Consider the following 20,207-nt stretch of genomic DNA (forward strand, 5'->3'; position numbering starts at 1 on the left):
TGATTCACTCGGACAACCGCTGCCGCTCCAGCGGCAATACGAGCTCGAACACTGTCCGCCCGGGCTCGGACGCCACCCCGACCCGCCCGCCGTGCGCCTCCGCGACCGCCCGCGTGATCGCCAGCCCCAGCCCGGTGCTCCCCGATGCCCGCGAGCGCGCCGGGTCGCCGCGGGTGAACCGGTCGAAGACCCGGTCGGCGAGATCCGGGGCCAGTCCCGGTCCGGTGTCCTCGACCGTCAGGCGGACCCGGCCGGCGTGGACTGTGATCCCGACCGTGACCCGGGTTCCGGCCGGGGTGTGCACGCGCGCGTTGGTCACGAGGTTCGCCACCGCCTGTGCCAGCCGGTGCTGGTCGCCGGAGACCGTCACCGGGTCGGTCGGCAGGTCCAGGCGCCATTCGTGACGCGTCGGGGTCACGCCGCCGAGCACCGTCGAGGCGCCGTCACCGTCCCCGTCGGCCTCATGGTCGGCGGCCTGAGCGTCGTCCACCGCGTCCAGCACCAGCAGCGTCAGGTCCACCTCCTTCGACTCCAGCGGCCGGCCGGCGTCCAGCCGCGCGAGCAGCAACAGGTCGTCGACGATCGTCCCCATCCGCCGGGACTCGGCCTCGATCCGCGTCAGCCCGTGCCGCGCGTCGGCGGGCAGCTCCCCGCCGCGCCGCAGCACCAGCTCGGCGTGGCCGCGGACGGCGGCCAGCGGGGTGCGCAGTTCGTGGCCGGCGTCGGCGGCGAAGTCGCGCAGCCGGCGCTCGACGGACTGCCGGCGGGCCAGCGCGTCCTCGACGTGGCCGAGCATCCGGTTCAGGGAGGCGCCGACCCTGCCGACCTCGTCGTTGCGATCCGCGTCCGGGACCCGGACGTCCAGCGCCACCTCGCCGCTGGCCAGTGACAGGGTGCTGACCCGCTCGGCGGTGCGCGTCACGCGCTCCAGCGGCCGCAGCGCCAGCCGGACCCACGCCGCGCCGCCGATCGCGGCCACCACCACCGCGCCGCCGAACAGCGCGATCTCGGCCGTGGCCAGCTCCCGGACCGTGCTGGAGACCTGGGACAGCGGCAGGCCGGTGACCAGGACGTCGCCGTCGGCGCCGGCCACCGCGCGCATGCGGTAGGCCTTGAGCGACGACAGCCGGACGCTGTGCGCGGAGCCGTCGGTCGGCAGGGCCAGCAGGCCCCGGGAATCGGCGGCCGTCAGGCGGATCTGCCGGGTGTTGTCGCCGGTCGCGCTGGTCCCGTCGACCACGCCGGCCTGCGTCACCACGCTGTTCAGCGCGCGGGCCCCGAACGTGCCCTGCGCCTGCCCGCGGGTGTCGGCCGCGGCGAGTTCGTGCTCCAGGCTCTGCGCGTAGCGCGGCCCGACCGCCGACAACTGCTGGTCCAGCCGCGACACGAGGAACCCGCGCAGCAGGGCCGTGGTGCCCACGCCGACGCCGGCGAAGATCGCCGCCAGCAGCACCACCAGCCCGAGCGTCAGCTGCCCGCGCAGCGTCCGTGGCCGGAGCCGGATCATTGTTTGATCAAGGTCATGGAGCGGCGGCCTTGATCACGTAGCCCGCGCCGCGCACCGTGTGGATCATCGCCGGGCGGCCGGCGTCGACCTTCTTGCGCAGGTAGCTGATGTAGAGCTCCACGACGTGGGCCTGCCCGCCGTAGTCGTAGGACCACACCTCGGACAGGATCTGCGACTTGCTCAGCACCTGGCGGGGGTGCCGCATCAGGAACCACAGCAGCGCGAACTCCTTCGGGCTCAGCTCGATCGGCTCGCCGCCCCGGGTCACCTCCCGCGCGGCCTCGTCCAGCACCAGGTCGCCGACCACCAGGCAGTCCGGGCCCGCCACCCGGCCGGCCCGCCCGCGCGCGCTGCGCCGCACCAGGCTGCGCAGCCGCACCACGACCTCGTCCAGGCTGAACGGCTTGGCCACGTAGTCGTCGCCGCCGGCCGCGATCCCGGCGATCCGGTCCTCCACCGCGTCGCGCGCCGTGAGGAACAGTACCCGGACCTCCGGACGGGAGGTGTGGATCCGCCGCATGACCTCCATGCCGTCCATGTCCGGCAGCATCATGTCCAGCACCACGGCGTCCGGCTGGTAGGTGGCCGCGGCCGAGACCGCCTCGCGGCCGTCGTGCGCGCCGACGGCGTCCCAGCCCTCGTGCCGCAGCGCGCCGCAGACCACCTCCACCAGGTCCGGCTCGTCGTCGACGACCAGGAAGCGCCAGGGTTCGGTCTGGTTCGCGATGTTCGCAAGCATGGCGGTCATCGTCCACAGCGAGCGTGAAGATTGGCTAAGGATTGACCTGAAACGGACGCCGTTCTGAGGAAACTCAAAGGTAGTGCTGTTTACCTCGGTCCCATGAGCACGACCGCACTGCCCCGCGACACCGCGCCGCCCGGCGCGAAAACGTCGCCGGAGACCGTCCCGCGGCTGGCCCTGGCGCTGATGGCGGCCGGCGCCGCGGCGGTGCTGGCCGCCTGGTGGCACGCCACCCCCAACGTCGTGGGCGCCGCCGGCTGGCTGGACGGCGCGGGCCGCATCACCGGTCTGCTGGCCGGCTACACGGCCCCGGTCCTGCTGCTGCTCATGGCTCGGATCCCGGTCCTGGAGCACCGCGTGGGCAGCGACCGGCTGGCGCGCTGGCACGCGCTGTGCGGGCGTTACATGGTCTTCCTGGTCAGTGCGCACGTCGTCACCATCATCTGGGGCTACGCGCTGACCGACGGCAAGGGAGTCGTCGCCGAGGGTGTGGACATCGTCTTCCACTACCCGGAGATGATCAAGGGCTCGCTGGGCACGCTGCTGCTGTTCGGGACCGGCATCGTCTCTGCGCGGGTGGCGCGACGCAGGCTCCGCTACGAGACGTGGTACTACCTGCACCTGGCGACGTACCTGGCGATCGCGCTGGCGTTCAGCCATCAGATCGTCAACGGCGCCGACCTGTCGGTGCAGCCGGAGCAGACGCTGTGGAGCGCGTACTACGTGCTGGCGGCGTTGACGCTCGGCTGGTACCGGCTGTGGATGCCGTACGTGCGGGACCGGCGGCACAAGCTGCGGGTGCACTCGGTCGTGCCGGAGGGCCCGGGGGTGTACTCGGTCATCCTCAAGGGTGAGCGGCTGGACGACCTGAACGCCCGGCCCGGGCAGTTCTTCCGGCTCCAGTTCCAGACCCGGAGCCTGCGGTGGGTGGCGAACCCGTACTCGCTGTCGGCCGCGCCGCACCCGAACTACCTGCGGTTCACGATCAAGAACCTCGGCGACCACAGCGCGGCGGTGGCGCGGCTGCGGCCGGGGACGCGGGTGCGCGCCGAGGGGCCGTACGGCGCCTTCACGGAGGACAAGGCGCGCTCGCCGCAGGTGCTGCTGATCGCGGCCGGGGTCGGGATCACGCCGATCCGGGCGTTGTTCGAGACGCTGCCGGGGCGGCTGACCCTGTTGTACCGGGCGGGCAGTGATCGCGAGATCATCTTCCGCAACGAACTGGAGGATATCGCCCGCAGCCGAGGCGCCCGGCTGGTGTACTTGGTCGGCAGCCGACGGCGGCACGGCAAGACGCTCACCCCGCGCGGGTTGATGAATCTGGTGCCGGATCTGAAGGCGCACGACGTGTACCTGTGCGGGCCGGAGCCGATGCAGCAGGCGGTGATCGCCGCGCTGCGGGGGGCCGGGGTGCCCAACTCCCATATCCACCACGAGTCGTTCGAGTTCTAGAGAGGCTGTTCCATGCGACGCGCGATCGTCACCGGCACCGCGACCGTTTCGGGGGTCGTGCTGCTGCTCGGTCTGAAGCCGCACAGCAACACGCCGCTTGCTGCCAAGGGTGCCGCCAACAACTTCACGATCACCCAGTCGGGCGGTGTCTCGGGCGGTTCCCAGCCGAGTTCGGGGTCGAGTTCTTCAAGTTCTTCAAGTTCTTCGGGGTCTTCCGGCTCGTCTGGCTCGTCGGGTTCCTCGGGTTCCGGCTCCACTTCGCAGCCCGGGTCGGCGCCGAGTTCGTCCGAGCCGAAGTCGGGGACGTCGTCGAGCTCTGCGGCCCCGGCGACTACGACCAAGACGATCACCGGTAACGCCGCCAACACCCGCTACGGGCCGGTGCAGCTGGCCGTCACCTTCAGCGGCAAGAAGATCACGCAGATCCAAGTGCTCCAGTACCCCACCGAGACCGGCCGTGACCAGGAGATCAACAGCTACGCGATACCTCAGCTGAACAAGCAGGCGATGACCGCGCAGAGTGCGAGCATCGACGGCGTCTCGGGCGCGACGTACACCAGTGAGGGGTACCAGCAGTCGCTGCAGAGCGCGATCGACAAGGCGGGCGCGTGACCGACGGGAAGGTCAGATACGTCGAGCCGGTGATGGGCACCGTGTTCTCGATCGTGGCCGACGTCGGCGACGGCATCCCGGCTGCGGTGGACCGCCTGCATGTGATCGACGCGAAGTTCTCCACGTACCGCGAGGACAGCGCGATCAGCCGCATGGCCCGCGGCGAGGCGATCGAGCGCGATCCGGAGATCGCCGAGGTCCTGCGCCGCTGCGCCGAGGTCGAGGCCGACACCGCCGGGGCCTTCAGCGCGTACCCGGCGGGCCGCCTGGACCCCAGCGGCTGGGTGAAGGGCTGGGCCATCGAGGAGGTGGACCGCCTGCTGACCGCCGCCGGCTCCCGCAACCACCTGATCGTCGGCGGCGGCGACGTCCAGGCCCGCGGCGAGGCCGACCTCGGCCGGCCCTGGACCGTCGGCATCGCCGACCCCCGCCACCCCGAGCGCTACGCGGCGCTGGTGTCGGGCCGCGACTTCGCGGTCGCGACCTCCGGCACCTCCGAGCGCGGCGCGCACATCATCGACCCGGCGACCGCGCGGCCCGCGACCGGCTTCCTGGCGGTGACGCTGATCGGGGCGCGGATCGCGCACGCGGACGCTTACGCGACGGCGGTGTTCGCGATGGGACCGGAGCGGGGGCTGGAGTGGGTCGAGGAGCGCGAGGGGTTCGAGGCATACGCGGTGCTGCCGGACGGGACGACGGTGGAGACGGCGGGGTTCGGGCGGTATCTGGCGGGGTGAGTGGGGGCGGAAAGCCGGGTGCGGCGATGCCGCGCGATGTCCGGCTGCCGGCCTCAGCCGGCCCGCAGATCTTCGGCGGTAAGTAGAGACAGCAGCTGGATCCCTTGCCCGGCAAGCGCTTCGCCGCCGCCCTGCTGGCGGTCGATGACACACAGCGCCTCGCGCACGTCGGCGCCGAGCGTGCGCAGCTCCTCGGTGGACAGCGCGATCTGGCCGCCGGTGGTGACCACGTCCTCGACGATCAGGACGCGGCGGCCCGTGATGTCCGCGCCCTCGGCGAGGCGGCGCGTGCCGTAGGTCTTGGCCGTCTTGCGGACGAAGGCGCAGGGCAGGCCGGTGTGCCGGCCCAGCGCCGTGACCACCGGGATGCCGCCCATCTCGAGGCCGGCGAGGACCTGCGTGCCGTCCGGGACGAGCGGGGCCATGCGCTCGGCGATCTCGTCGAGCAGCACGGGGTCGGCCTCGAAGCGGTACTTGTCGAAGTACTCGGTGGCGGTGCGTCCGGAGCGGAGGGTGAACTCGCCGGTGAGGTGCGCGGCGGCGTGGATGCGGGCGGCCAGGTCTGAGTGCGTCACAGCCAGCCACTATCGCAGCCGCGTCTGACGAGTGCTGTGCCGAAGCGTTCGGCCACCTCATCCGGCGAGCGGCCGGCCTCGCCGAAGTGCTCGCGGCGACGTCATCCGATGAGTTCCGATGAGTGCCGGGCCTCGCCGAAATGCTTTGCGGCGGCCTCATCCCACCAGCGCCGTGCCGAAGTGCTCGGCGACCTCGTCGGCGATCGCGAAAGCGTCGCGCGTCCCGTCCACCTCGATCACCGGCACGCCGCACTCCTTCGCCCGCCGCACCGCGTCCTCGCCGACCAGCCGGTCGCGCGCGACCCGGTTGGCCTGCGCGCGTGCCGCATCGCTCGTGTGGATGCCCATGGCGCCGGCGCGCGGCAGGGTGCTGAGTTGGTGCTGGCGGAAGTCCTCCGTCGGGACCATCACGACCATCCGCGTCGGCGCGTCCAGCAGCGGCAGCACCAGCTCCGGCCGCAGTCCCCAGCCCTCGGCGATGATCGGCCGCGCCGAATACAGGCCGCGCAGGTCGTCCAGTGCCCACTCGAAGCGCGCCGGGAACCCGGCCAGCGTCTCCTCGGCCATCCGCTCCGGCGTCGTCTCGACCCAGACCGTGTCAGGGGACGGATCCTCGGCCGCCTGCCCGAGTGCGACGCGCCGGGCGATCCGGCGCTCGTGGTGGCCGCGGGCGTCGTGGTAGTCGTAGTGGTACGCGGTCAGGCCGTGCCGGTGCGCCAGGATGCGCGCCACCGTCGACTTGCCGGCCCACTGCGCGCCGCCGATCCAGAGCGTGCGGCGCAGCGTCTCGAAGGGATCCCAGGTCTGCTCGGCCATCGCGGTCCTCCCCGGCATGCTGTGGCGATGTCGTTGGCGATGTCGCAGGGAGCGACTGTAGCCGAGGCCCGCGTGCTGCGGGCCTCGGCCGGCGGCCTGGATATATCAGGGTTTTCAGATCAGACGCGCTTCGCTGGCGAGCATCTCCAGCAGCGCCTCGGGATCCGCGAAGCGCTCGGGCAGGCCGCGCGCCAGGAACCACTTGGCGACGTTGTGCACGTCCCGGGTCATGTACTCGCGGCCCTTCGGGTTCACCACCACGTCCACCACCTGCGGCAGGTCGATGAGGACCAGCCGGCCGTGGTGCACCAGGAGGTTGTACGGCGACAGGTCGCCGTGCGTCTGCCCGCGCTCGGCCAGCGCCAGCAGGGCGGCGACCAGCTGCTCCCACAGGTCCAGCAGCTCGTCGGGATCCGGGCGCATCTGCGCCAGCCGGGGCGCGGCCGTGCCGTCGGCCTCGCCGATGAACTCCATCAGCAGCTCGGTGCCGTACAGCTGCACCGGATACGGCACCGGCACGCCGGCCTGCCAGAGCTCGGACAGCGCGCCGAACTCCGCGATCGCCCACTGCTGGGCGATCAGGTTCATGCCGAAGGAGGTGCGGCCCTCGATGGCGCGCATGTCGCGGGTGCGGCGCAGGCGGCGGCCTTCGAGGTAGCCGGCGTCGCGCTGGAAGTTGCGGTGTTCGTTGGAGCGGTAGCGCTTGGCGGCCATGGTGACCTCGGCGCCGGTGTCGGGGAAGACGCGGCGCAGCAGGAAGACGTCGGCTTCCTTGCCGGTCTTCAGGACGCCGAGCTCGTGGTCGCAGGCGCCCTGTTCGGTGATGACCCATTCGGGCCGGGGTTCGGGGCCGTGGCCGGCGTCGACCCAGTTGGACCAGCGGTCGCCCTCGGGCGGTGCCATGTCCTGGTTCTCGCGCTCGATGGCGAGGCGGGCTCGTTCCTCAAGGGTGAGGCGGCCTTTGCGGTTCGGGTTGGCGACGGAGTCGTCGATACGGCGGCGCATGCGTTGCGGACGCGCGGAGGTGTCACCGAAATCGGCGTAGTCGTCCTCGTTCTCGGAATCGTCCTCGAAGCCTTCTTCGAGATTGTTCTCGAAGTCGTCCTCGAAGTCGTCCTCGAAATCGTCGAGGTCGTCGGAGCTGTCGAAGCCGTCGTTCAGGTACTGCGAGTGCTTGGGCACTGTGGTGTTCTCCATGTGGAAAGGAGGGAAATGATTCGGGATTCCGCGCGTGCGGCAATGACGGCAAACGTCACTGTCCCCACCTCCTTCCAGGAGAACGTGATCGGCGACCGGTCTGATCGGCGATGCGCACGACCTTGGCACGCTCGCCGACGGCGCGCAACCGATTATTCGCGCGCCGGTACGATCGGTCCGTGAGCGCAGGTGAGGGGGCCGGGGACGCGCCGGACGCGCTGGACGCGCCGGGTGCCGTCGGCTGGGTCCGCGCCGCCCAACGCGGCGACGCGCTGGCGATGAGCCGCCTCCTGGACGAGCTGACGCCCTACGTCGGCCGCCTGTGCGCCCCGATCGCCCTCGCCGACGGCCCGGACGCCGCGCAGGAGGCGCTGATCGCGGTCTTCCAGAACCTGCGATCGCTGCGCGAGCCCGCGGCGCTCTACGGCTGGGTCCGCCGCATCGCGGTCCGAGAGGCGATCCGCGTCGCGCAGCGCGGCGCCCGCCAGCAGCCAGCGGAGCTCGCCGAGCTGCCCGCGCCGGGCAGCCCCGAGCTGGCGGTGGACATCCGCGACGTACTGGACCGGCTGTCGCCGGAGCACCGTGCGATCCTGATGCTGCGCGAGGTGGAGGGTTTGGACGAGCAGGCGGCGGCGGAGGTGCTCGACGTGTCGGCGGGGACGGCGAAGTCACGCTTGAGCCGCGCCAAGGCAGCGTTTCGGAAGCAGTGGACGGCATGAGCGACGGGAAGCGGGACTCAGAACCTCGCGGCGCAGGCGGCCCGAGCGGCGACGGTCGGCCCGGCATGAGCGGCGGCGGTTCGGCTGGCAGCAGCGCGGGCGGCAGCGGCCCGGGCGGGAGAAACAGCGCGAGTGGCGGCGGTGCGGCTGGCACTGGCGGCCCGAGCGGCGGCAGTCCGGCTGGCAGCAGCGGCGGCTTGGGTGGCACCGGCGGCGCGAGTGGTGGTGGCTCGGGCGGCGGCGAGAGCAACATGAGCAACGCAGGCACCTGGCCGGTCGCAGACCTCGACCCGGTCCGCCGCATGCGCGTCCTGGCCTCGGCGCTCCCCTCCGGCGCCTACGCCGAGCTGCGCGTCGACGCTCCGTTCGAGCGCGTCTGGGGCTACCTCGCCGACATGGAGCGCAGCATCCCCGACCTCATCGGCTTCATCCGGCGCTTCGAGCTCCGCGCGGACGGCTCAGCGGTCGCCACCGGCCTGCTCGGCAACCGGGGGCGGTTCGCCGTGGAGCTGCGCGAGGGCTGGTGCGTGATGCAGGACCGGTTCGTGGTCGGCGGGTTCGCGGCGGTCGCCGACGGCGCGGGCACCCTCGTGGCCGGATGCGGCGCCGTCCGGACCGCCGGCATCCGCAAGGCCGCCCCGCTCCTGTTCGGCGAGCGCGCCGTGCTGCGCACCCTCGGCAAGGTGCGCAGCCACGTCGAGGGCCCCAGCCGTCAGTAGACCCTGTTGTCCAGCGGCAACGGCATGCCTTCGCAGACCGCTGATGTCGGTTCGCCGCCGTTCACCAGGTAGTCGTTCACATGCGCGTCCACACACGCGTTGCCCGCGTCGTACGCGATGTGGTTGCCGCCGCCCTGCACGAACACCATCGCCTGACCCGACTCCTGCGCGTCCTCGAGCGCGCCCTCGACCGGCGTCGCCGGGTCGAACTCGTCCTGCACCATCAGCATCCGCGGCAGGTTGTCCGCGCCCGGGAGCACGGGATGCTGCGAGGTGTGCGGGTAGAACGCGCACGGCTCCTCCGTCGACTCCGCACCGACCAGCGGATACGTGGCGCCGAGCCGGTCGCCCTCGGACACCCAGTACCCGGGATCGTGCGACCACGGCGTGTCCGCGCACGTCACGGCCCAGTACGCCCCGCTGTTCGCCTTGCCGGTCGGCACCCGCACCGCCGGCAGCAACTTCGTGGCCTGAGTCGGATCGGCTCGCAGAGCCTTGAGAACCCCGGCCCACTGCGGCCAGCCGTCCGAGTTGTACAGCGCCTGCGCCTGCAGCACGTCCAGCGAGCTGCCACGGCCCTGCGCCGCCACCGCGGCCCGCAGCGCGTCGAACGACGCCTGCGCCTCGTCCGCGGTCGTCCCGAAGCCGTAGAGGTCGTCGTGGCGCGCGAGCCACGGCAGGAACTGCACCTCGAAGCGCCGGTCGAAGCCGCGCGCCCAGGAGTCGACGTAGTCGTCCTTGATCGTCGCACGCCAGTCCATGTTCGAGTCCAGGACGAAGCGGTCGGCGCGCGAGCGGAAGGTCGCGGCGTACCAGGCCCCGAGCCACGTGCCGTACGAGAACCCGAGGTAGTTGACCTTCGGCTCGCCCAACAGCGCGCGGATCAGGTCCATGTCGCGGATCGTCTGGTCGGTGGTGATGTACGGCGCCAGCGGCGCCGCGCCGCAGCTCTGCCCGACCAGGCGCGCGTTCGCGAGCTGCTGCGCGGTGTTCGCCGCGGAGCGGTCCCGCTCGTCGGCGATCGGTGTGTACTGGGACCAGTCGATGTTGCAGTTCAGCGCGGTCGACGGCGCGACGCCGCGCGGCGCGAAGCCGATGATGTCGTACGCGCCCAGCAGCGACGGTTGGGACTTGGCGGTCTTCGTCGCCAGGGTCGAGCCGTCGCTGCCGGGACCGCCCGGATCGACCATCAGGATGCCGCGCCGTGCCGAGCCGCCGGTGCCGGCGACCTTCGTGACGCGGACGCTGATCGTGCCCTTCGACAGGTCGTACCAGTCCATCGGAACGGTGACGTCGGTGCAGTACGTGACCGGGTACTGGTGCCAGTCGGTGCCGCCGGGCGGCGGGTTCTGGTACCAGTCGCACACCTGCCAGTCCAGATGTTGCGCACCGAGCGCGCCATAGGGGTTGACGTGGTTCGCCGGTGCGGCCGAAGCGGTGGACCCGACCACCGGGATCAGGGCCAGACACGCCACGCCGACGAAGGCAGGTCGCAGAGCTTTACTATGGATCATGGTCTTACGATAGAAGCCGCTGATCACTCGGCGGATCACCCGAGCGACGGAATTCGGCGCCGACCCCTCGTTCGCTCGGGGGAGGCCCTACGACCGAGAACCGGCGGCTACCCCAGAAACCGGAGCACCTCCGCCGCCACCGCCGCAGGCTGCTCCTCCGGCAGCAGATGCCCGCCGCCGAGCAGCACCACGACCCTCAGCTCGTCCGCGTGCCGCTCCCCGCCCGCCAGCACCGCCGGCGGGATCACCACGTCCCGCTCCCCGCCGATGACCAGCGTCGGCACCGTCAGCCGCGCCTTCCGGTAGCGCCCGAGCGGGTGCCCGAAGATCTCCTGCCACACATACGCCGCGTTCACCTGCTCCACGGCCCGCGCCCGCGCCGGATCGCGCAGCAGATCCGTGTAGATCCGGATGTCCTCGCGCTCCCACAGCGTCTTGTCCGCGGTCCAGTGCCGCAGCAGGAACCCGGCGAAGCCGGTCCGCCGCAGCACCAGCCGCCCGATCGGCGGGTGCTCGATGAACGCCGTGTGCCACATCCGCCACAGGTTCGGCAGCACGCGCCGGGCCGGCGGCCACAGGTGCGTCATGTTCACCGATACCAGGGCGTTGACTCGCTCCGGATGCCGCAGCGCCGCCACGGATCCGACCCAGCCGCCCCAGTCGTGCCCGACGATCGCCGCCTTGCCGATCCCGAGCTCGTCGAGCACCGCGATCACGTCCTCGGCCAGGTTCGGGGTACCGTAGCCGTGCTTCGGCGCCTCCGTCCAGCCCGATCCGCGCAGGTCCAGGGCCAGGACGCGGTGCGCGGCGGCGAGGTGCGGCAGCATCTGCCGCCACACGTACCAGTGCTGCGGGAAACCGTGCAGCAGCACCAAGGGCGCGCCGTCTGCGGGCCCTGATTCGGCGACGTGGAATCGCACGCCGCGCGCGGTCACATATCGGTGCTCGACTCGATGAGTGGCTTCGCCGATCGCGGGCAACGGGAAAACGGACACGGGTGGCTCCTGCCGGTTCGACTGCGGTGGATGCTGTCGAGCTGAGGAGGAGCCACCCGGTCTATTCGTTCCCTGTGATCACGCCGCCAAGTGTGTGACGTGTGTCACCAGGCGCCGCGAGCCCGCTATTTGGCGAGCCCGAAAGCGTTCACCAACTGCCCGTCGGCCGTGTCGCCGTCCAGCGACCACGTCATGTCGCCGCGCAGTCCCAGGGCCTTGATGAACCAGACCTTCTCCTGGATGCTCTGCCGGTCGTCGAACGTCCAGAAGGTCTTGCTCGCCGGGTCGTACTTGTACGCCGCGCCGGAGAACGGGTCGTGGTGCACGGTCCCGGGCTGCGCCGCGATCTGGTTGTACTCGACGTCCGTCGCCACGCCGGTGGCCGGCTGGAACTCGCCGTCGCCGTTCGGCCCCGGCGCGACGCCGGTCCAGCCGTGCGCGTAGAAGGGGATCGAGATGGCGATCTTGCGCGGGCTGGCGCCCTGCTTGAGGTAGTTGGCCACGACCTCCAGCGTCGAGATCTCGCCGTTGTTCGGGTACGGGTCGCTCGGCGTCGCCCGCGGCGCGGGGTCGAACGGCGACGGGAACAGGTTGGACTGCGACTCCGTCGGGCCGGTGGTCTCCCAGGGCCCGTTGAAGTCGAACGTCATCACGTTCATCCAGTCCACGATCCGCGACACCGGGCCGACCTCGATGTGCGAGACCTTCTCCGGGCCGGACGGGGTGTCGGCGGTGAGCAGGTAGTGCTTGCCGTCAGCTGATCCCTGAGCGTTCAGCTGGTTGCGGAACTCCTGCAGCAGCAACGTGAAGTTGTGCGTGTCCTGCGGACCGTGCGGGTTGTTGTTGCCGACCTCGTCCGGGTACTCCCAGTCGATCGCGATGCCGTCGAAGATCCCGGCCGCCGCGCCCTGAGCGGCGCCCGGCAGGTTCCCCTTGATGTACATGTCGATGCAGGACTGCGCGAACTTCGCCCGCGAGGCCGGGGTCGCCGCGGCGGCGGAGAAGTTGGTGGACTCCGACCAGCCGCCGACCGACATCACGATCTTCAGCTTCGGATAGGCCTTCTTCAGCTCGCGCAGCTGATTGAAGTTCCCTGCGATGCTTTGCGCGCCGGTGTCGGCGGTGCTGTCCACGGAGTGCGCGGCGTCCACCGGCTTCTGCCAGTCCGCCCACGAGTCGGCGCTGGCGCAGGTGCCGTCCGGGGCGATGTTGGAGAACGCGTAGTCGATCTCAGTGAGCTTGTTCACCGCGCCGGAGGCGATCAGGTTCTTCTCGTAGAACCCTGAGTAGATCCCCCACTGGGTGAAGTATCCGACCGAGACTTTCCCGTTGTTGTCAAAGGACTGTGCGGATTGTGCGGCGCTGCCGGGGGTGGCCAGTGCCGGGGAGGCGGCGGCGACCGGCACGATCGCCAGGCTCAGGACGGCGGCCGCGGCAAGAGCGGTGCGGCGCGGCCGGTGGGGCTGGGAGGGGCGGCTCATGAGGCTCCTCGAAGTGAGACGAAGATGTCTAGACCAGCGTTGGCGAGCGCCATGCTCCTCGCCGCCGACCCCGTGGTCAAGTCCTCGTAAGGGCTTCTTTGCCTTTCGCTGACCTGCTGCGGGATGACCATGGTCGATGCCAGCAGGTCTAGACCTTGGTCTAGACCTCACCCTTGACAGTCCCCGAGGACGGCGGTACTTCTTCCCTACGACCCGATCCGTTTATTGCGGCGCCGCTCTCCGGATCAGCTCCATGCGCAGTTTCTTTCCGAACGGTTTCCCTCCCGCCACAGGAGCGTGCGTAACGAATGAGAGCGTCACGAAGCTCGATAAGCAACAAACACAGCTCTATGAGCAACAAACACAGATCGGCCCTGACCGCGGTGCTCGCCTCCGCGGTCATCGTCGCGGGTGCGTCCGCCGCCATCGGCGCCGGTCCCTCCTCCCACGCCGCGATGCGGAGCAACAACACCACGGGGGCCGCCTCGACGTCCGGCGGCCTGAAGGTGGCCTACTACGACCAGTGGTCCATCTACCAGAACGCCTACTACCTGAAGAACGTCGACCAGTCCGGGGCCGCGGGTAACCTCAACTACCTGATCTACGACTTCGAGAACATCGACCCGACCAACCTCACGTGTTTCGAGACCACCAAGGCCACGGACCCGGACCCGGGCGGCGAGAGCGACCCGAACGCCGGCGACGGTGCCGAGGACCAGTTCGCCGACTACCAGAAGTCCTTCGACTCCTCGATCAGCGTCGACGGGACCTCGGACGTCTGGAACCAGCCCGTCGCCGGCAACTTCCACCAGCTGCAGGAGCTGAAGAAGAAGCACCCGAACCTCAAGGTGATGCTGTCGCTCGGCGGCTGGACGTACTCCAAGTACTTCTCCGACGTGGCCGCCACCCAGGCCTCGCGGCAGAAGTTCGTGTCGAGCTGCATCGACATGTTCATCAAGGGCAACATCCCGGCGTCCGGCGGCTACGGCGGCCCGGGCACCGCGGCGAACATCTTCGACGGCTTCGACATCGACTGGGAGTACCCGGCGTCCAACGCCGGACACCTGGGCAACCACGAGTCCGCCGCCGACAAGGCCAACTACACGGCGCTGCTGCAGGAATTCCGGACCGAGCTGAACGCTCAGGGATCAGCTGACGGAAAGTCCTACGCACTGTCCGCCGCGCTGCCCGCGGGTCAGGAGAAGATCGCCGCCGGCATCGAGACGCAGAATGTCGGCAACATCCTGACGTTCGGTGACGCGATGACCTACGACATGCACGGCGCGTGGGACGCGACCGGGCCGACGAACCACCAGGCCCCGATCTACAGCGACCCGAACGACCCGATGACGCCGGTCTCGCCGGGCAATGCCAAGTACAACCTCGACGAGGCGGTCAAGGCGTACACGGTCGGCGATCCCGCCTACGGCATCCCTGGCGGCTTCCCGGCCGGCAAGCTGAACGTCGGCATCCCGTTCTACTACCGGGGCTGGACGGGGGTGAGTGCCGGATCGGCCCACGGCTTGTTCCAGCCGGCGACCGGGGCCGCGGCGGGAGCCGCGGATTCCGGGAACGTGCCGGGCATCCAGATGTACAAGGAACTCAGCGGGATCGTGAACAACCCCTCTGACACCTACTGGGACCCGGTGGCCGAGGCTGCGTACTTCTACGACGGGACCAACTTCTGGTCCGGCGAGAACGCGCAGTCGATCCAGGCCAAGGCCGACTACCTGCACTGCAACGGCCTCGGCGGGGCGATGATGTTCTCGCTGTACGACCTGGACTCGGCGAACACGCTGTTCAACGCCGCGGTGAACGACGTCAACGGCTCGGCGGCCTCCTGCCCGACCGGTCCGCCGTCGACCACGCCGAGCACGACGCCGAGCACCACCCCGAGCACGACGCCCAGTACCACGCCGAGCACCACCCCCAGCACGACGCCCAGCACGACACCGAGCACGACGCCGAGCACTTCGCCCTCGTCGTCCTCCGGCGGCGGCAGCGGGATCCAGAACGCCGGCTTCGAGAGCGGTTCGCTGTCCCCGTGGACGTGCACGAGCAACTCGGGAGTGGTGCAGAGTGCGACGGTGCACAGCGGGTCGCACGCACTGCAGGCATCGCCGAGCGGTAGCGACGACGCGCAGTGTTCGCAAACTGTCACGGTCAAACCGAACACCACGTACACGCTGTCCGCGTGGGTGAACGGGCCCTACACGTACATCGGGGTGACCGGCTCCGGCGGCGACAGCTCGACGTGGCAGACCGGGAACAGCTGGTCCAAGCTGTCGACGAAGTTCACGACGGGAGCGTCGGTGACCTCGGTGACGGTGTGGGTCCACGGCTGGTACGGGCAGAGCGCGTACTACGCGGACGACTTCGCGCTGAGCTGAGCAGTAGTGGTGAGCAGTGTGAGTAGTGCCGAGCAGTGGTGACTGCGTCGGCTAGGCGGTCCTAGCCGATCGCGCAGAGCCCGGAACCGTGTGCCGCAAGACTTTCGCAGAAGTAACACAAGCGATCTGTAGAGATCGGCTCTGTGGATGCGAGGTCAAGCGCTGAGGCACCGGTTCCGGGCCTTCGGCCGGCCTACCGCGTGTGCGTGGCTGAAGCACCCTGAGGGGGCTTGGTTGGGCAGGAGGAGCAGGGTTCGTAGACCTGCCTCAAGGTGCTCTTCCAGGCCCCTTTGAAGTGTTTTAGTGAGGGCCCTCTCGCGCGGTACTGACTCGGCACGGAACCCACCTGTTGACCAGCCACGTCACCCGATGGGGGGACGGTGAGTTGACGCCACGCCGATCGGCAGCACAGACTCAGCGGGCAACGTTGATGAAAACAGTTTTCGTTTGCGACGCTGAGTGGAGGTCGGCATGCGTATCGCTCTTGTTGGCAAGGGCGGCAGTGGGAAGACGACCGTTTCCGCGCTGCTCATCCGGCACCTTGCGTCGTCCGGTCATCCGGTCATGGCAATCGATGCTGATATCAACCAGCATCTCGGGGCCGCACTTGGCCTGCCTGATGAAGAGGCTGGTGCCATCCCGCCGATGGCGAAGCACCTTCACGCGATCAAGGACTACCTCCGCGGACGTAACCCGCTGGTTGCCTCGGCAGAGGTGATGATCAAGACCACTCCGCCCGGGCGCGGCTCTCGCTTGCTGCGCCTCAACGAGGACAACATCGTCCACAACCTCTGCGCGACTCGCCTCGACGGTGAGTTGGCGAGCGTTCGCCTGATGGTCACAGGTGGCTTCAGTGAGTCAGATCTTGGCGTCTCCTGCTACCACTCCAAAACCGGCGCAGCAGAGCTGTACTTGAATCATCTGGTCGATGACCAAGGCGAGTACGTCGTGGTGGACATGACGGCCGGCACCGACGCATTCGCTTCGGGCCTGTTCACTCGATTCGACCTCACTTGCCTGGTTGTGGAGCCGACCCGCAAGTCCCTGTCTGTCTACAAGCAGTACAGCGATTATGCGCGCGAGTACGACGTGACGATCCGCGTAGTGGGCAACAAGGTCACGTGCGCCGATGACGTGTCGTACCTGCAAGAACACGCCGGTACCGACTTGATCGCATGGCTTGGAGCGTCGTCGTATGTCCGTGCGCAAGAGCAGGGTCGTGACGAGGACTTCGCTCGGCTCGAATCGACGAACCGGGCTGCCCTTGCCCGTCTCCATCTTGAACTCGACTCGGTGAAGCAGGACTGGGCGAAGTTCACACGGCAGGGAGCTCAGTTCCACCTCAAGAACGCCGTGGCATGGGGTAACAGGGCTACGGGCCTTGACCTCGCCGAACAGGTGGATCCGTACTTTGTCACCGGACCTGAGGCCTTCGTCGCTTCGTAGGCCCATCGTCTGAGGTTTCGTCCGCGTGCAACATCGTTAGGGTGGGGTTGTGTCAGAGCTTGTATTCACTCCGGAGCGGCGTGCGGAGCTCCGGGCGTTCCTGAGCGACGATCAACTGCTTCAGTCGGAATACCCGCGCGTGGCGGAGTACTTCAACGCCGCGGCTGGGCTGCCCGGAACGGGGGACTCGGACGCCGATATGGCGTTCGACGTTCGGTTCCTGCACTTCATGACCGGTGGCCAGGTGGTAAGCGAAAACCCGTACTGGGAGATCGTTGCGCCGTCCGTCTTCGCGCGTGATGGTCGACGTGTAGTGGACGGTGGCAACCCTCAGGGCAGTCCGCAGCTCGCGTTCGCCGAGATGATCCTCCAAGCAAGCTACGCCTACGCGATTCCATCGCCCGAGACGATCCAATGGGTCATGCGCCACTGCGCGGATCGTCCGATCGTCGAGCTTGGCGCCGGTCGCGGCTATTGGGCTGCGCAGCTCTCCCGCGCCGGCCTCGATGTCCGCGGATACGAACTGGAGCCACCCGACGCGATCGACAACGCTTCGTTTCCGCGGGCTACAGGCCAGACTGACGTGTGGTTTCCCGTTGCTGGCCTTCCCTCGATGGAGGCGGAAGGACTCTCCAACTCCACGCTGTTCCTTTGCTGGCCCCCCGGTTGGGGCAACCCCATGGCGTCCGACGCGCTGAAGGCCTATGAGGCTTCCGGCGGTGACCGGCTGATCTACGTCGGGGAACTCAAGGGCGGCAAGACGGGTGATGACGCCTTCTTTGACGCGCTCGCCGAACGCTGGGAGCTAGAGTCCACAGACTCACAGTTCGTCTCGTGGTGGAACTTGGCAGACGTCGCGCAGATCTGGGTCCGCCGCTAAGCCTGCCAAGTCACGTCTCAGGACCGCTGTCTCACCTACGGCCGGCCTTCCGGAGCGTCGGGCTCGCCGCGCCTTAGCGGCATCCGGAACAGGAAGGCGTCATAGCGGCCCTGCGGGTAGGAGATGTCCGAGAGCATGATGAGCCGTCCATCAGCCTCGAAGAACCGCTGATGGACGGTCTTCACCAGTTCGCCCGGCGTCGAACGCAGCCATTCGGCGTGCTCTGATGAAGGCATCCGATCGGCCAGCCTCTCCTCAAGATCTGTGGCCGAATCGACGCCGCTGATGCCCACCGGTTGATACGTGTCAGAGATCGAGACCGGGCGATTGCCTTCCAAGACCCGGGTGATGGTGTGGGTCAGCGGGTCGCTAACGGAGATGCCGAAGGCCTCGGCCAGTTCTTCCGACGCTGGAACCTCCGCTACGTGCCGGTCCACCTCCACCCGTTGATCGGACTCGTGGCGGAACGTGGTCTCGGCGGTCTCGGTCTGGCGCTCGGGTGAAACCCGCACCAAGTTCGGGCGGTCCACGACGAAGTTCCCGCGCCTGCGAACCGACCGGATGAGGCCCTGGCTCTGCAAGAGCTCCACGGCTTTCCTGGCCACGATGTCGGACACCTCGTGACGTTCACAGATCTCCGAAAGGCTCGGCATCCGCGAGCCAGGACGCAGCTCGCCGCTGCGGATGAGACGGGCGAACTCGCCCGCGATGGTGACGTACGCCGGTTCAGGCATGGAACTTGATCCCTTCGTCTGTTGCTCCACGCGAGGGGTGGTCCCATCGTATACGAAGAGCTTGTGCGTATACGAAGCTGCGTATACGATGAACCCACTCCTCACTGAAGAGAGCGAACATGCCTGGTCAGCGAAGTACCAGGCCCGCGACAGATGAAGGTGGGTGGCCCCATGGAGGGTCAAGAACGGTGCCGCGACGGCGAGCGCGCCCCGATCGGGATGGGCATCACGATCGAAGTCCAGGAGTACGACCCGCAGACCAAGAAGATCCGGACGGTGAAGCCGGCGATGCACTGGTACCCGGGTGCTCCCGGCCAGCCCCTCAAGGGTGCCTCGTCATCCTCGATACGGGCAGAGCAGTGACGAGAGCGGCACCGCGCGATGCGTACGGCTCACCGCTCGTGAGGCCCTTTGTGGCGTCGCTGCCGGTGCTTGAGCTGGATCGCGGCACCCGGCGGCGGGAGTCTTCACCGCCACGAATCGTGTTCACCACGAGCTGGCCGACGTGGGGTTTCAGTCCGAACTGCGTCGGGAGCTGGCCGTGAAGCAGCGAGAACGCAGTTTCACAAGGCCGCCGATCGTCGTACCTGAGGCTTCGCACCTGGCGTACGACGCTGGTGAAGTGGTGCGTGTGGTCGGCGAAGATCTCCTGTTCGTTGTGGTGCGACCGACCAACCATCGCCCGGTTTGTGAGCTACCGGATACACCCGAACTGGACTTGTGTTGCGAGCCGGCGGTGCTGGTGTTGCCGATCGACAGCCGAGCGTTGCGATGGGTGCGATTCGCCGACGTGACTTCGGCTAACGAACCTGGCGCAGTACCGCCGTAGTGCGCTCAAGACTTGCGGGTCGTCCTATCCGGGCGCCTCGTAGGAAGGTCGGCGGCTGGTTGGCGGATCCCATCGTTTCTCGCCGCTGGCTGGCTGCCACCGCACTAGGAAGCCCCGTAAGCGTGCTTACGCCGGGCTCCTCAAGCGGATAGTTGCCGCTGGTCCTTCCAGAGCTTCACATCCCGCTTGCCCTGTTCACCAGGCGGTTCGAACATCGTCGCCTGGTCCAGGGGGTGCCGGGCCGGGCCACCCCAACCTTTGCGAGGGGTCTAGGGAGTGGCCCGGCGGGACCTTAATCCCGATGCCGATGGTATCGGGATATTGGGACATGTCCATGTTCTGATACCTCGGCTTACTCAGAGTTCTGCGATGAGTCGGGGGAGGTTGGTTCGAAGTGGTCATGGATGTGTGGGACGTACATCCGGACTTCTGGGAGTGCCGGAAGGGGGTGGACTACCCGTGGCTGTATATGAGGGCTCGCTGGCTGGCTGGCGTGCTGGAGTCGTTGGCTGGCTCGGAGCTCGCGCCGGAAGGGTTGCGTTTGGCGGTCGAGCTGTATGGCGCGGGCTACGCGGTTCGGACGGACGGGACGGCGATCGCTTGGATTGGCCCCGATCCGGATGACGCCGAGATGTGGGCCGAGGTGGCGCCGGACGGGACGGGCGTGTTGTTCGCAGGCGGGATGCTGCTAGCAGCCTGAGCTGGGTACGGGCGTTCGTTGCAGCCGCCGGGACCACCGGCGTGTGGTGCGCAAACGGCGGCTGCGTTCCGCGCGCTGTTGGTGTCGGTGACGGTTCGAGGTTTCGAGCGCGCGCACCGCAACCACGAGGTGTGGACGTTTCCGCCGACCGCTTGTGAGACG

20 protein-coding genes are annotated in these 20,207 nt (G+C 68.8%); 11 read left to right on the forward strand and 9 right to left on the reverse strand.

The window, feature by feature from the left end; translation table 11 throughout:
* Positions 1-4 precede the first annotated feature (4 nt).
* Both GWK61_RS06665 and GWK61_RS06670 read right to left on the reverse strand, forming a co-directional pair.
* Positions 5-1,507 carry a sensor histidine kinase gene (locus GWK61_RS06665; protein WP_194906106.1) on the reverse strand — a complete coding sequence of 501 codons (1,503 nt, stop codon included), beginning with the start codon at positions 1,505-1,507 and terminating at the stop codon, positions 5-7.
* A 13-nt stretch (positions 1,508-1,520) separates the two neighbouring features.
* Positions 1,521-2,255 (reverse strand): response regulator transcription factor, encoded by a 735-nt coding sequence (locus GWK61_RS06670; RefSeq protein WP_194906108.1) that lies wholly within the window; start codon positions 2,253-2,255, stop codon positions 1,521-1,523.
* 93 nt (positions 2,256-2,348) lie between these two features.
* Between GWK61_RS06670 and GWK61_RS06675 the strand changes: the two genes are divergently transcribed.
* From GWK61_RS06675 to GWK61_RS06685, 3 genes are read left to right on the forward strand one after another with little or no spacing between them, the layout of a single operon-like run.
* Positions 2,349-3,701 (forward strand): ferredoxin reductase family protein, encoded by a 1,353-nt coding sequence (locus GWK61_RS06675; RefSeq protein WP_194906110.1) that lies wholly within the window; start codon positions 2,349-2,351, stop codon positions 3,699-3,701.
* A 12-nt stretch (positions 3,702-3,713) separates the two neighbouring features.
* Positions 3,714-4,313: an FMN-binding protein gene (locus GWK61_RS06680; protein ID WP_194906112.1), complete on the forward strand. Its 600-nt coding sequence runs from the start codon at positions 3,714-3,716 to the stop codon at positions 4,311-4,313.
* Complete coding sequence (locus tag GWK61_RS06685) at positions 4,310-5,050, forward strand: FAD:protein FMN transferase (protein ID WP_323747437.1); 741 nt, start codon at positions 4,310-4,312, stop codon at positions 5,048-5,050. Before GWK61_RS06680 ends, GWK61_RS06685 begins: the two co-directional genes overlap by 4 nt.
* A gap of 53 nt (positions 5,051-5,103) precedes the next feature.
* Here the strand turns inward: GWK61_RS06685 and pyrE are convergent, their stop codons facing one another.
* From pyrE to GWK61_RS06700, 3 genes are all read right to left on the reverse strand, one after another.
* Positions 5,104-5,625: an orotate phosphoribosyltransferase gene (gene pyrE, locus GWK61_RS06690; protein WP_194906113.1), complete on the reverse strand. Its 522-nt coding sequence runs from the start codon at positions 5,623-5,625 to the stop codon at positions 5,104-5,106.
* Between the two features lie 156 nt (positions 5,626-5,781).
* Complete coding sequence (locus GWK61_RS06695; protein WP_194906115.1) at positions 5,782-6,441, reverse strand: hypothetical protein; 660 nt, start codon at positions 6,439-6,441, stop codon at positions 5,782-5,784.
* Between the two features lie 114 nt (positions 6,442-6,555).
* Positions 6,556-7,446, reverse strand: coding sequence for a serine protein kinase RIO (locus GWK61_RS06700; protein ID WP_194906158.1), 891 nt, complete (start codon positions 7,444-7,446; stop codon positions 6,556-6,558).
* Positions 7,447-7,817: 371 nt separating this feature from the next.
* On the opposite strand from GWK61_RS06700, the gene GWK61_RS06705 reads away from it, so the two are divergent.
* Entirely contained in the window at positions 7,818-8,357 is a 540-nt protein-coding gene (locus tag GWK61_RS06705; protein WP_323747438.1) for an RNA polymerase sigma factor, read from the forward strand.
* Positions 8,358-8,608: 251 nt separating this feature from the next.
* Positions 8,609-9,076: a hypothetical protein gene (locus GWK61_RS06710; RefSeq protein ID WP_194906119.1), complete on the forward strand. Its 468-nt coding sequence runs from the start codon at positions 8,609-8,611 to the stop codon at positions 9,074-9,076.
* Here GWK61_RS06710 and GWK61_RS06715 read toward each other — a convergent pair.
* From GWK61_RS06715 to GWK61_RS06725, 3 genes are all read right to left on the reverse strand, one after another.
* Positions 9,070-10,590 (reverse strand): alpha/beta hydrolase, encoded by a 1,521-nt coding sequence (locus GWK61_RS06715; RefSeq protein WP_194906121.1) that lies wholly within the window; start codon positions 10,588-10,590, stop codon positions 9,070-9,072. The two genes, GWK61_RS06710 and GWK61_RS06715, sit on opposite strands and share 7 nt — an antisense overlap.
* A 107-nt stretch (positions 10,591-10,697) precedes the next feature.
* Positions 10,698-11,585, reverse strand: coding sequence for an alpha/beta fold hydrolase (locus GWK61_RS06720; RefSeq protein WP_194906122.1), 888 nt, complete (start codon positions 11,583-11,585; stop codon positions 10,698-10,700).
* A gap of 125 nt (positions 11,586-11,710) precedes the next feature.
* Positions 11,711-13,066: a glycoside hydrolase family 18 protein gene (locus tag GWK61_RS06725; RefSeq protein ID WP_194906124.1), complete on the reverse strand. Its 1,356-nt coding sequence runs from the start codon at positions 13,064-13,066 to the stop codon at positions 11,711-11,713.
* Between the two features lie 350 nt (positions 13,067-13,416).
* Here GWK61_RS06725 and GWK61_RS06730 point away from each other — a divergent pair, with 350 nt between their 5' ends.
* From GWK61_RS06730 to GWK61_RS06740, 3 genes are all read left to right on the forward strand, one after another.
* Entirely contained in the window at positions 13,417-15,456 is a 2,040-nt protein-coding gene (locus GWK61_RS06730; RefSeq protein WP_228561849.1) for a glycosyl hydrolase family 18 protein, read from the forward strand.
* A 471-nt stretch (positions 15,457-15,927) separates the two neighbouring features.
* Positions 15,928-16,902 carry an ATP-binding protein gene (locus GWK61_RS06735; RefSeq protein WP_194906128.1) on the forward strand — a complete coding sequence of 325 codons (975 nt, stop codon included), beginning with the start codon at positions 15,928-15,930 and terminating at the stop codon, positions 16,900-16,902.
* Positions 16,903-16,951: 49 nt separating this feature from the next.
* Positions 16,952-17,782 carry a hypothetical protein gene (locus GWK61_RS06740; RefSeq protein ID WP_194906130.1) on the forward strand — a complete coding sequence of 277 codons (831 nt, stop codon included), beginning with the start codon at positions 16,952-16,954 and terminating at the stop codon, positions 17,780-17,782.
* 35 nt (positions 17,783-17,817) lie between these two features.
* Here the strand turns inward: GWK61_RS06740 and GWK61_RS06745 are convergent, their stop codons facing one another.
* Complete coding sequence (locus GWK61_RS06745; RefSeq protein WP_323747439.1) at positions 17,818-18,546, reverse strand: GntR family transcriptional regulator; 729 nt, start codon at positions 18,544-18,546, stop codon at positions 17,818-17,820.
* A 141-nt stretch (positions 18,547-18,687) separates the two neighbouring features.
* Here GWK61_RS06745 and GWK61_RS06750 point away from each other — a divergent pair, with 141 nt between their 5' ends.
* The 3 genes from GWK61_RS06750 to GWK61_RS06760 all read left to right on the forward strand — a co-directional run bounded on the left by GWK61_RS06750 (position 18,688) and on the right by GWK61_RS06760 (position 20,045).
* On the forward strand, positions 18,688-18,879 hold the full coding sequence (locus tag GWK61_RS06750) for a hypothetical protein (protein WP_194906131.1): 192 nt from the start codon (positions 18,688-18,690) through the stop codon (positions 18,877-18,879).
* 178 nt (positions 18,880-19,057) lie between these two features.
* Entirely contained in the window at positions 19,058-19,345 is a 288-nt protein-coding gene (locus tag GWK61_RS06755; RefSeq protein WP_194906132.1) for a hypothetical protein, read from the forward strand.
* 400 nt (positions 19,346-19,745) lie between these two features.
* Positions 19,746-20,045, forward strand: coding sequence for a hypothetical protein (locus tag GWK61_RS06760; RefSeq protein ID WP_194906133.1), 300 nt, complete (start codon positions 19,746-19,748; stop codon positions 20,043-20,045).
* Positions 20,046-20,207: the final 162 nt, after the last annotated feature.

The sequence above is a fragment of the Catenulispora rubra genome (genome assembly GCF_015356825.1).
In the GTDB taxonomy this organism is placed as follows: Bacteria; Actinomycetota; Actinomycetes; order Streptomycetales; family Catenulisporaceae; genus Catenulispora; species Catenulispora rubra.

Bases quoted from the DNA above. Each gene is read 5' to 3' on its own strand.
- GWK61_RS06665 (WP_194906106.1), bottom strand. From the start codon at position 1,507: ATGATCCGGCTCCGGCCACGGACGCTGCGCGGGCAGCTGACGCTCGGG.
- GWK61_RS06670 (WP_194906108.1), bottom strand. From the start codon at position 2,255: ATGACCGCCATGCTTGCGAACATCGCGAACCAGACCGAACCCTGGCGC.
- GWK61_RS06675 (WP_194906110.1), top strand. From the start codon at position 2,349: ATGAGCACGACCGCACTGCCCCGCGACACCGCGCCGCCCGGCGCGAAA.
- GWK61_RS06680 (WP_194906112.1), top strand. From the start codon at position 3,714: ATGCGACGCGCGATCGTCACCGGCACCGCGACCGTTTCGGGGGTCGTG.
- GWK61_RS06695 (WP_194906115.1), bottom strand. From the start codon at position 6,441: ATGGCCGAGCAGACCTGGGATCCCTTCGAGACGCTGCGCCGCACGCTC.
- GWK61_RS06700 (WP_194906158.1), bottom strand. From the start codon at position 7,446: ATGCGCCGCCGTATCGACGACTCCGTCGCCAACCCGAACCGCAAAGGC.
- GWK61_RS06710 (WP_194906119.1), top strand. From the start codon at position 8,609: ATGAGCAACGCAGGCACCTGGCCGGTCGCAGACCTCGACCCGGTCCGC.
- GWK61_RS06715 (WP_194906121.1), bottom strand. From the start codon at position 10,590: ATGATCCATAGTAAAGCTCTGCGACCTGCCTTCGTCGGCGTGGCGTGT.
- GWK61_RS06725 (WP_194906124.1), bottom strand. From the start codon at position 13,066: ATGAGCCGCCCCTCCCAGCCCCACCGGCCGCGCCGCACCGCTCTTGCC.
- GWK61_RS06730 (WP_228561849.1), top strand. From the start codon at position 13,417: ATGAGCAACAAACACAGATCGGCCCTGACCGCGGTGCTCGCCTCCGCG.
- GWK61_RS06735 (WP_194906128.1), top strand. From the start codon at position 15,928: ATGCGTATCGCTCTTGTTGGCAAGGGCGGCAGTGGGAAGACGACCGTT.
- GWK61_RS06750 (WP_194906131.1), top strand. From the start codon at position 18,688: ATGGAGGGTCAAGAACGGTGCCGCGACGGCGAGCGCGCCCCGATCGGG.
- GWK61_RS06760 (WP_194906133.1), top strand. From the start codon at position 19,746: ATGGATGTGTGGGACGTACATCCGGACTTCTGGGAGTGCCGGAAGGGG.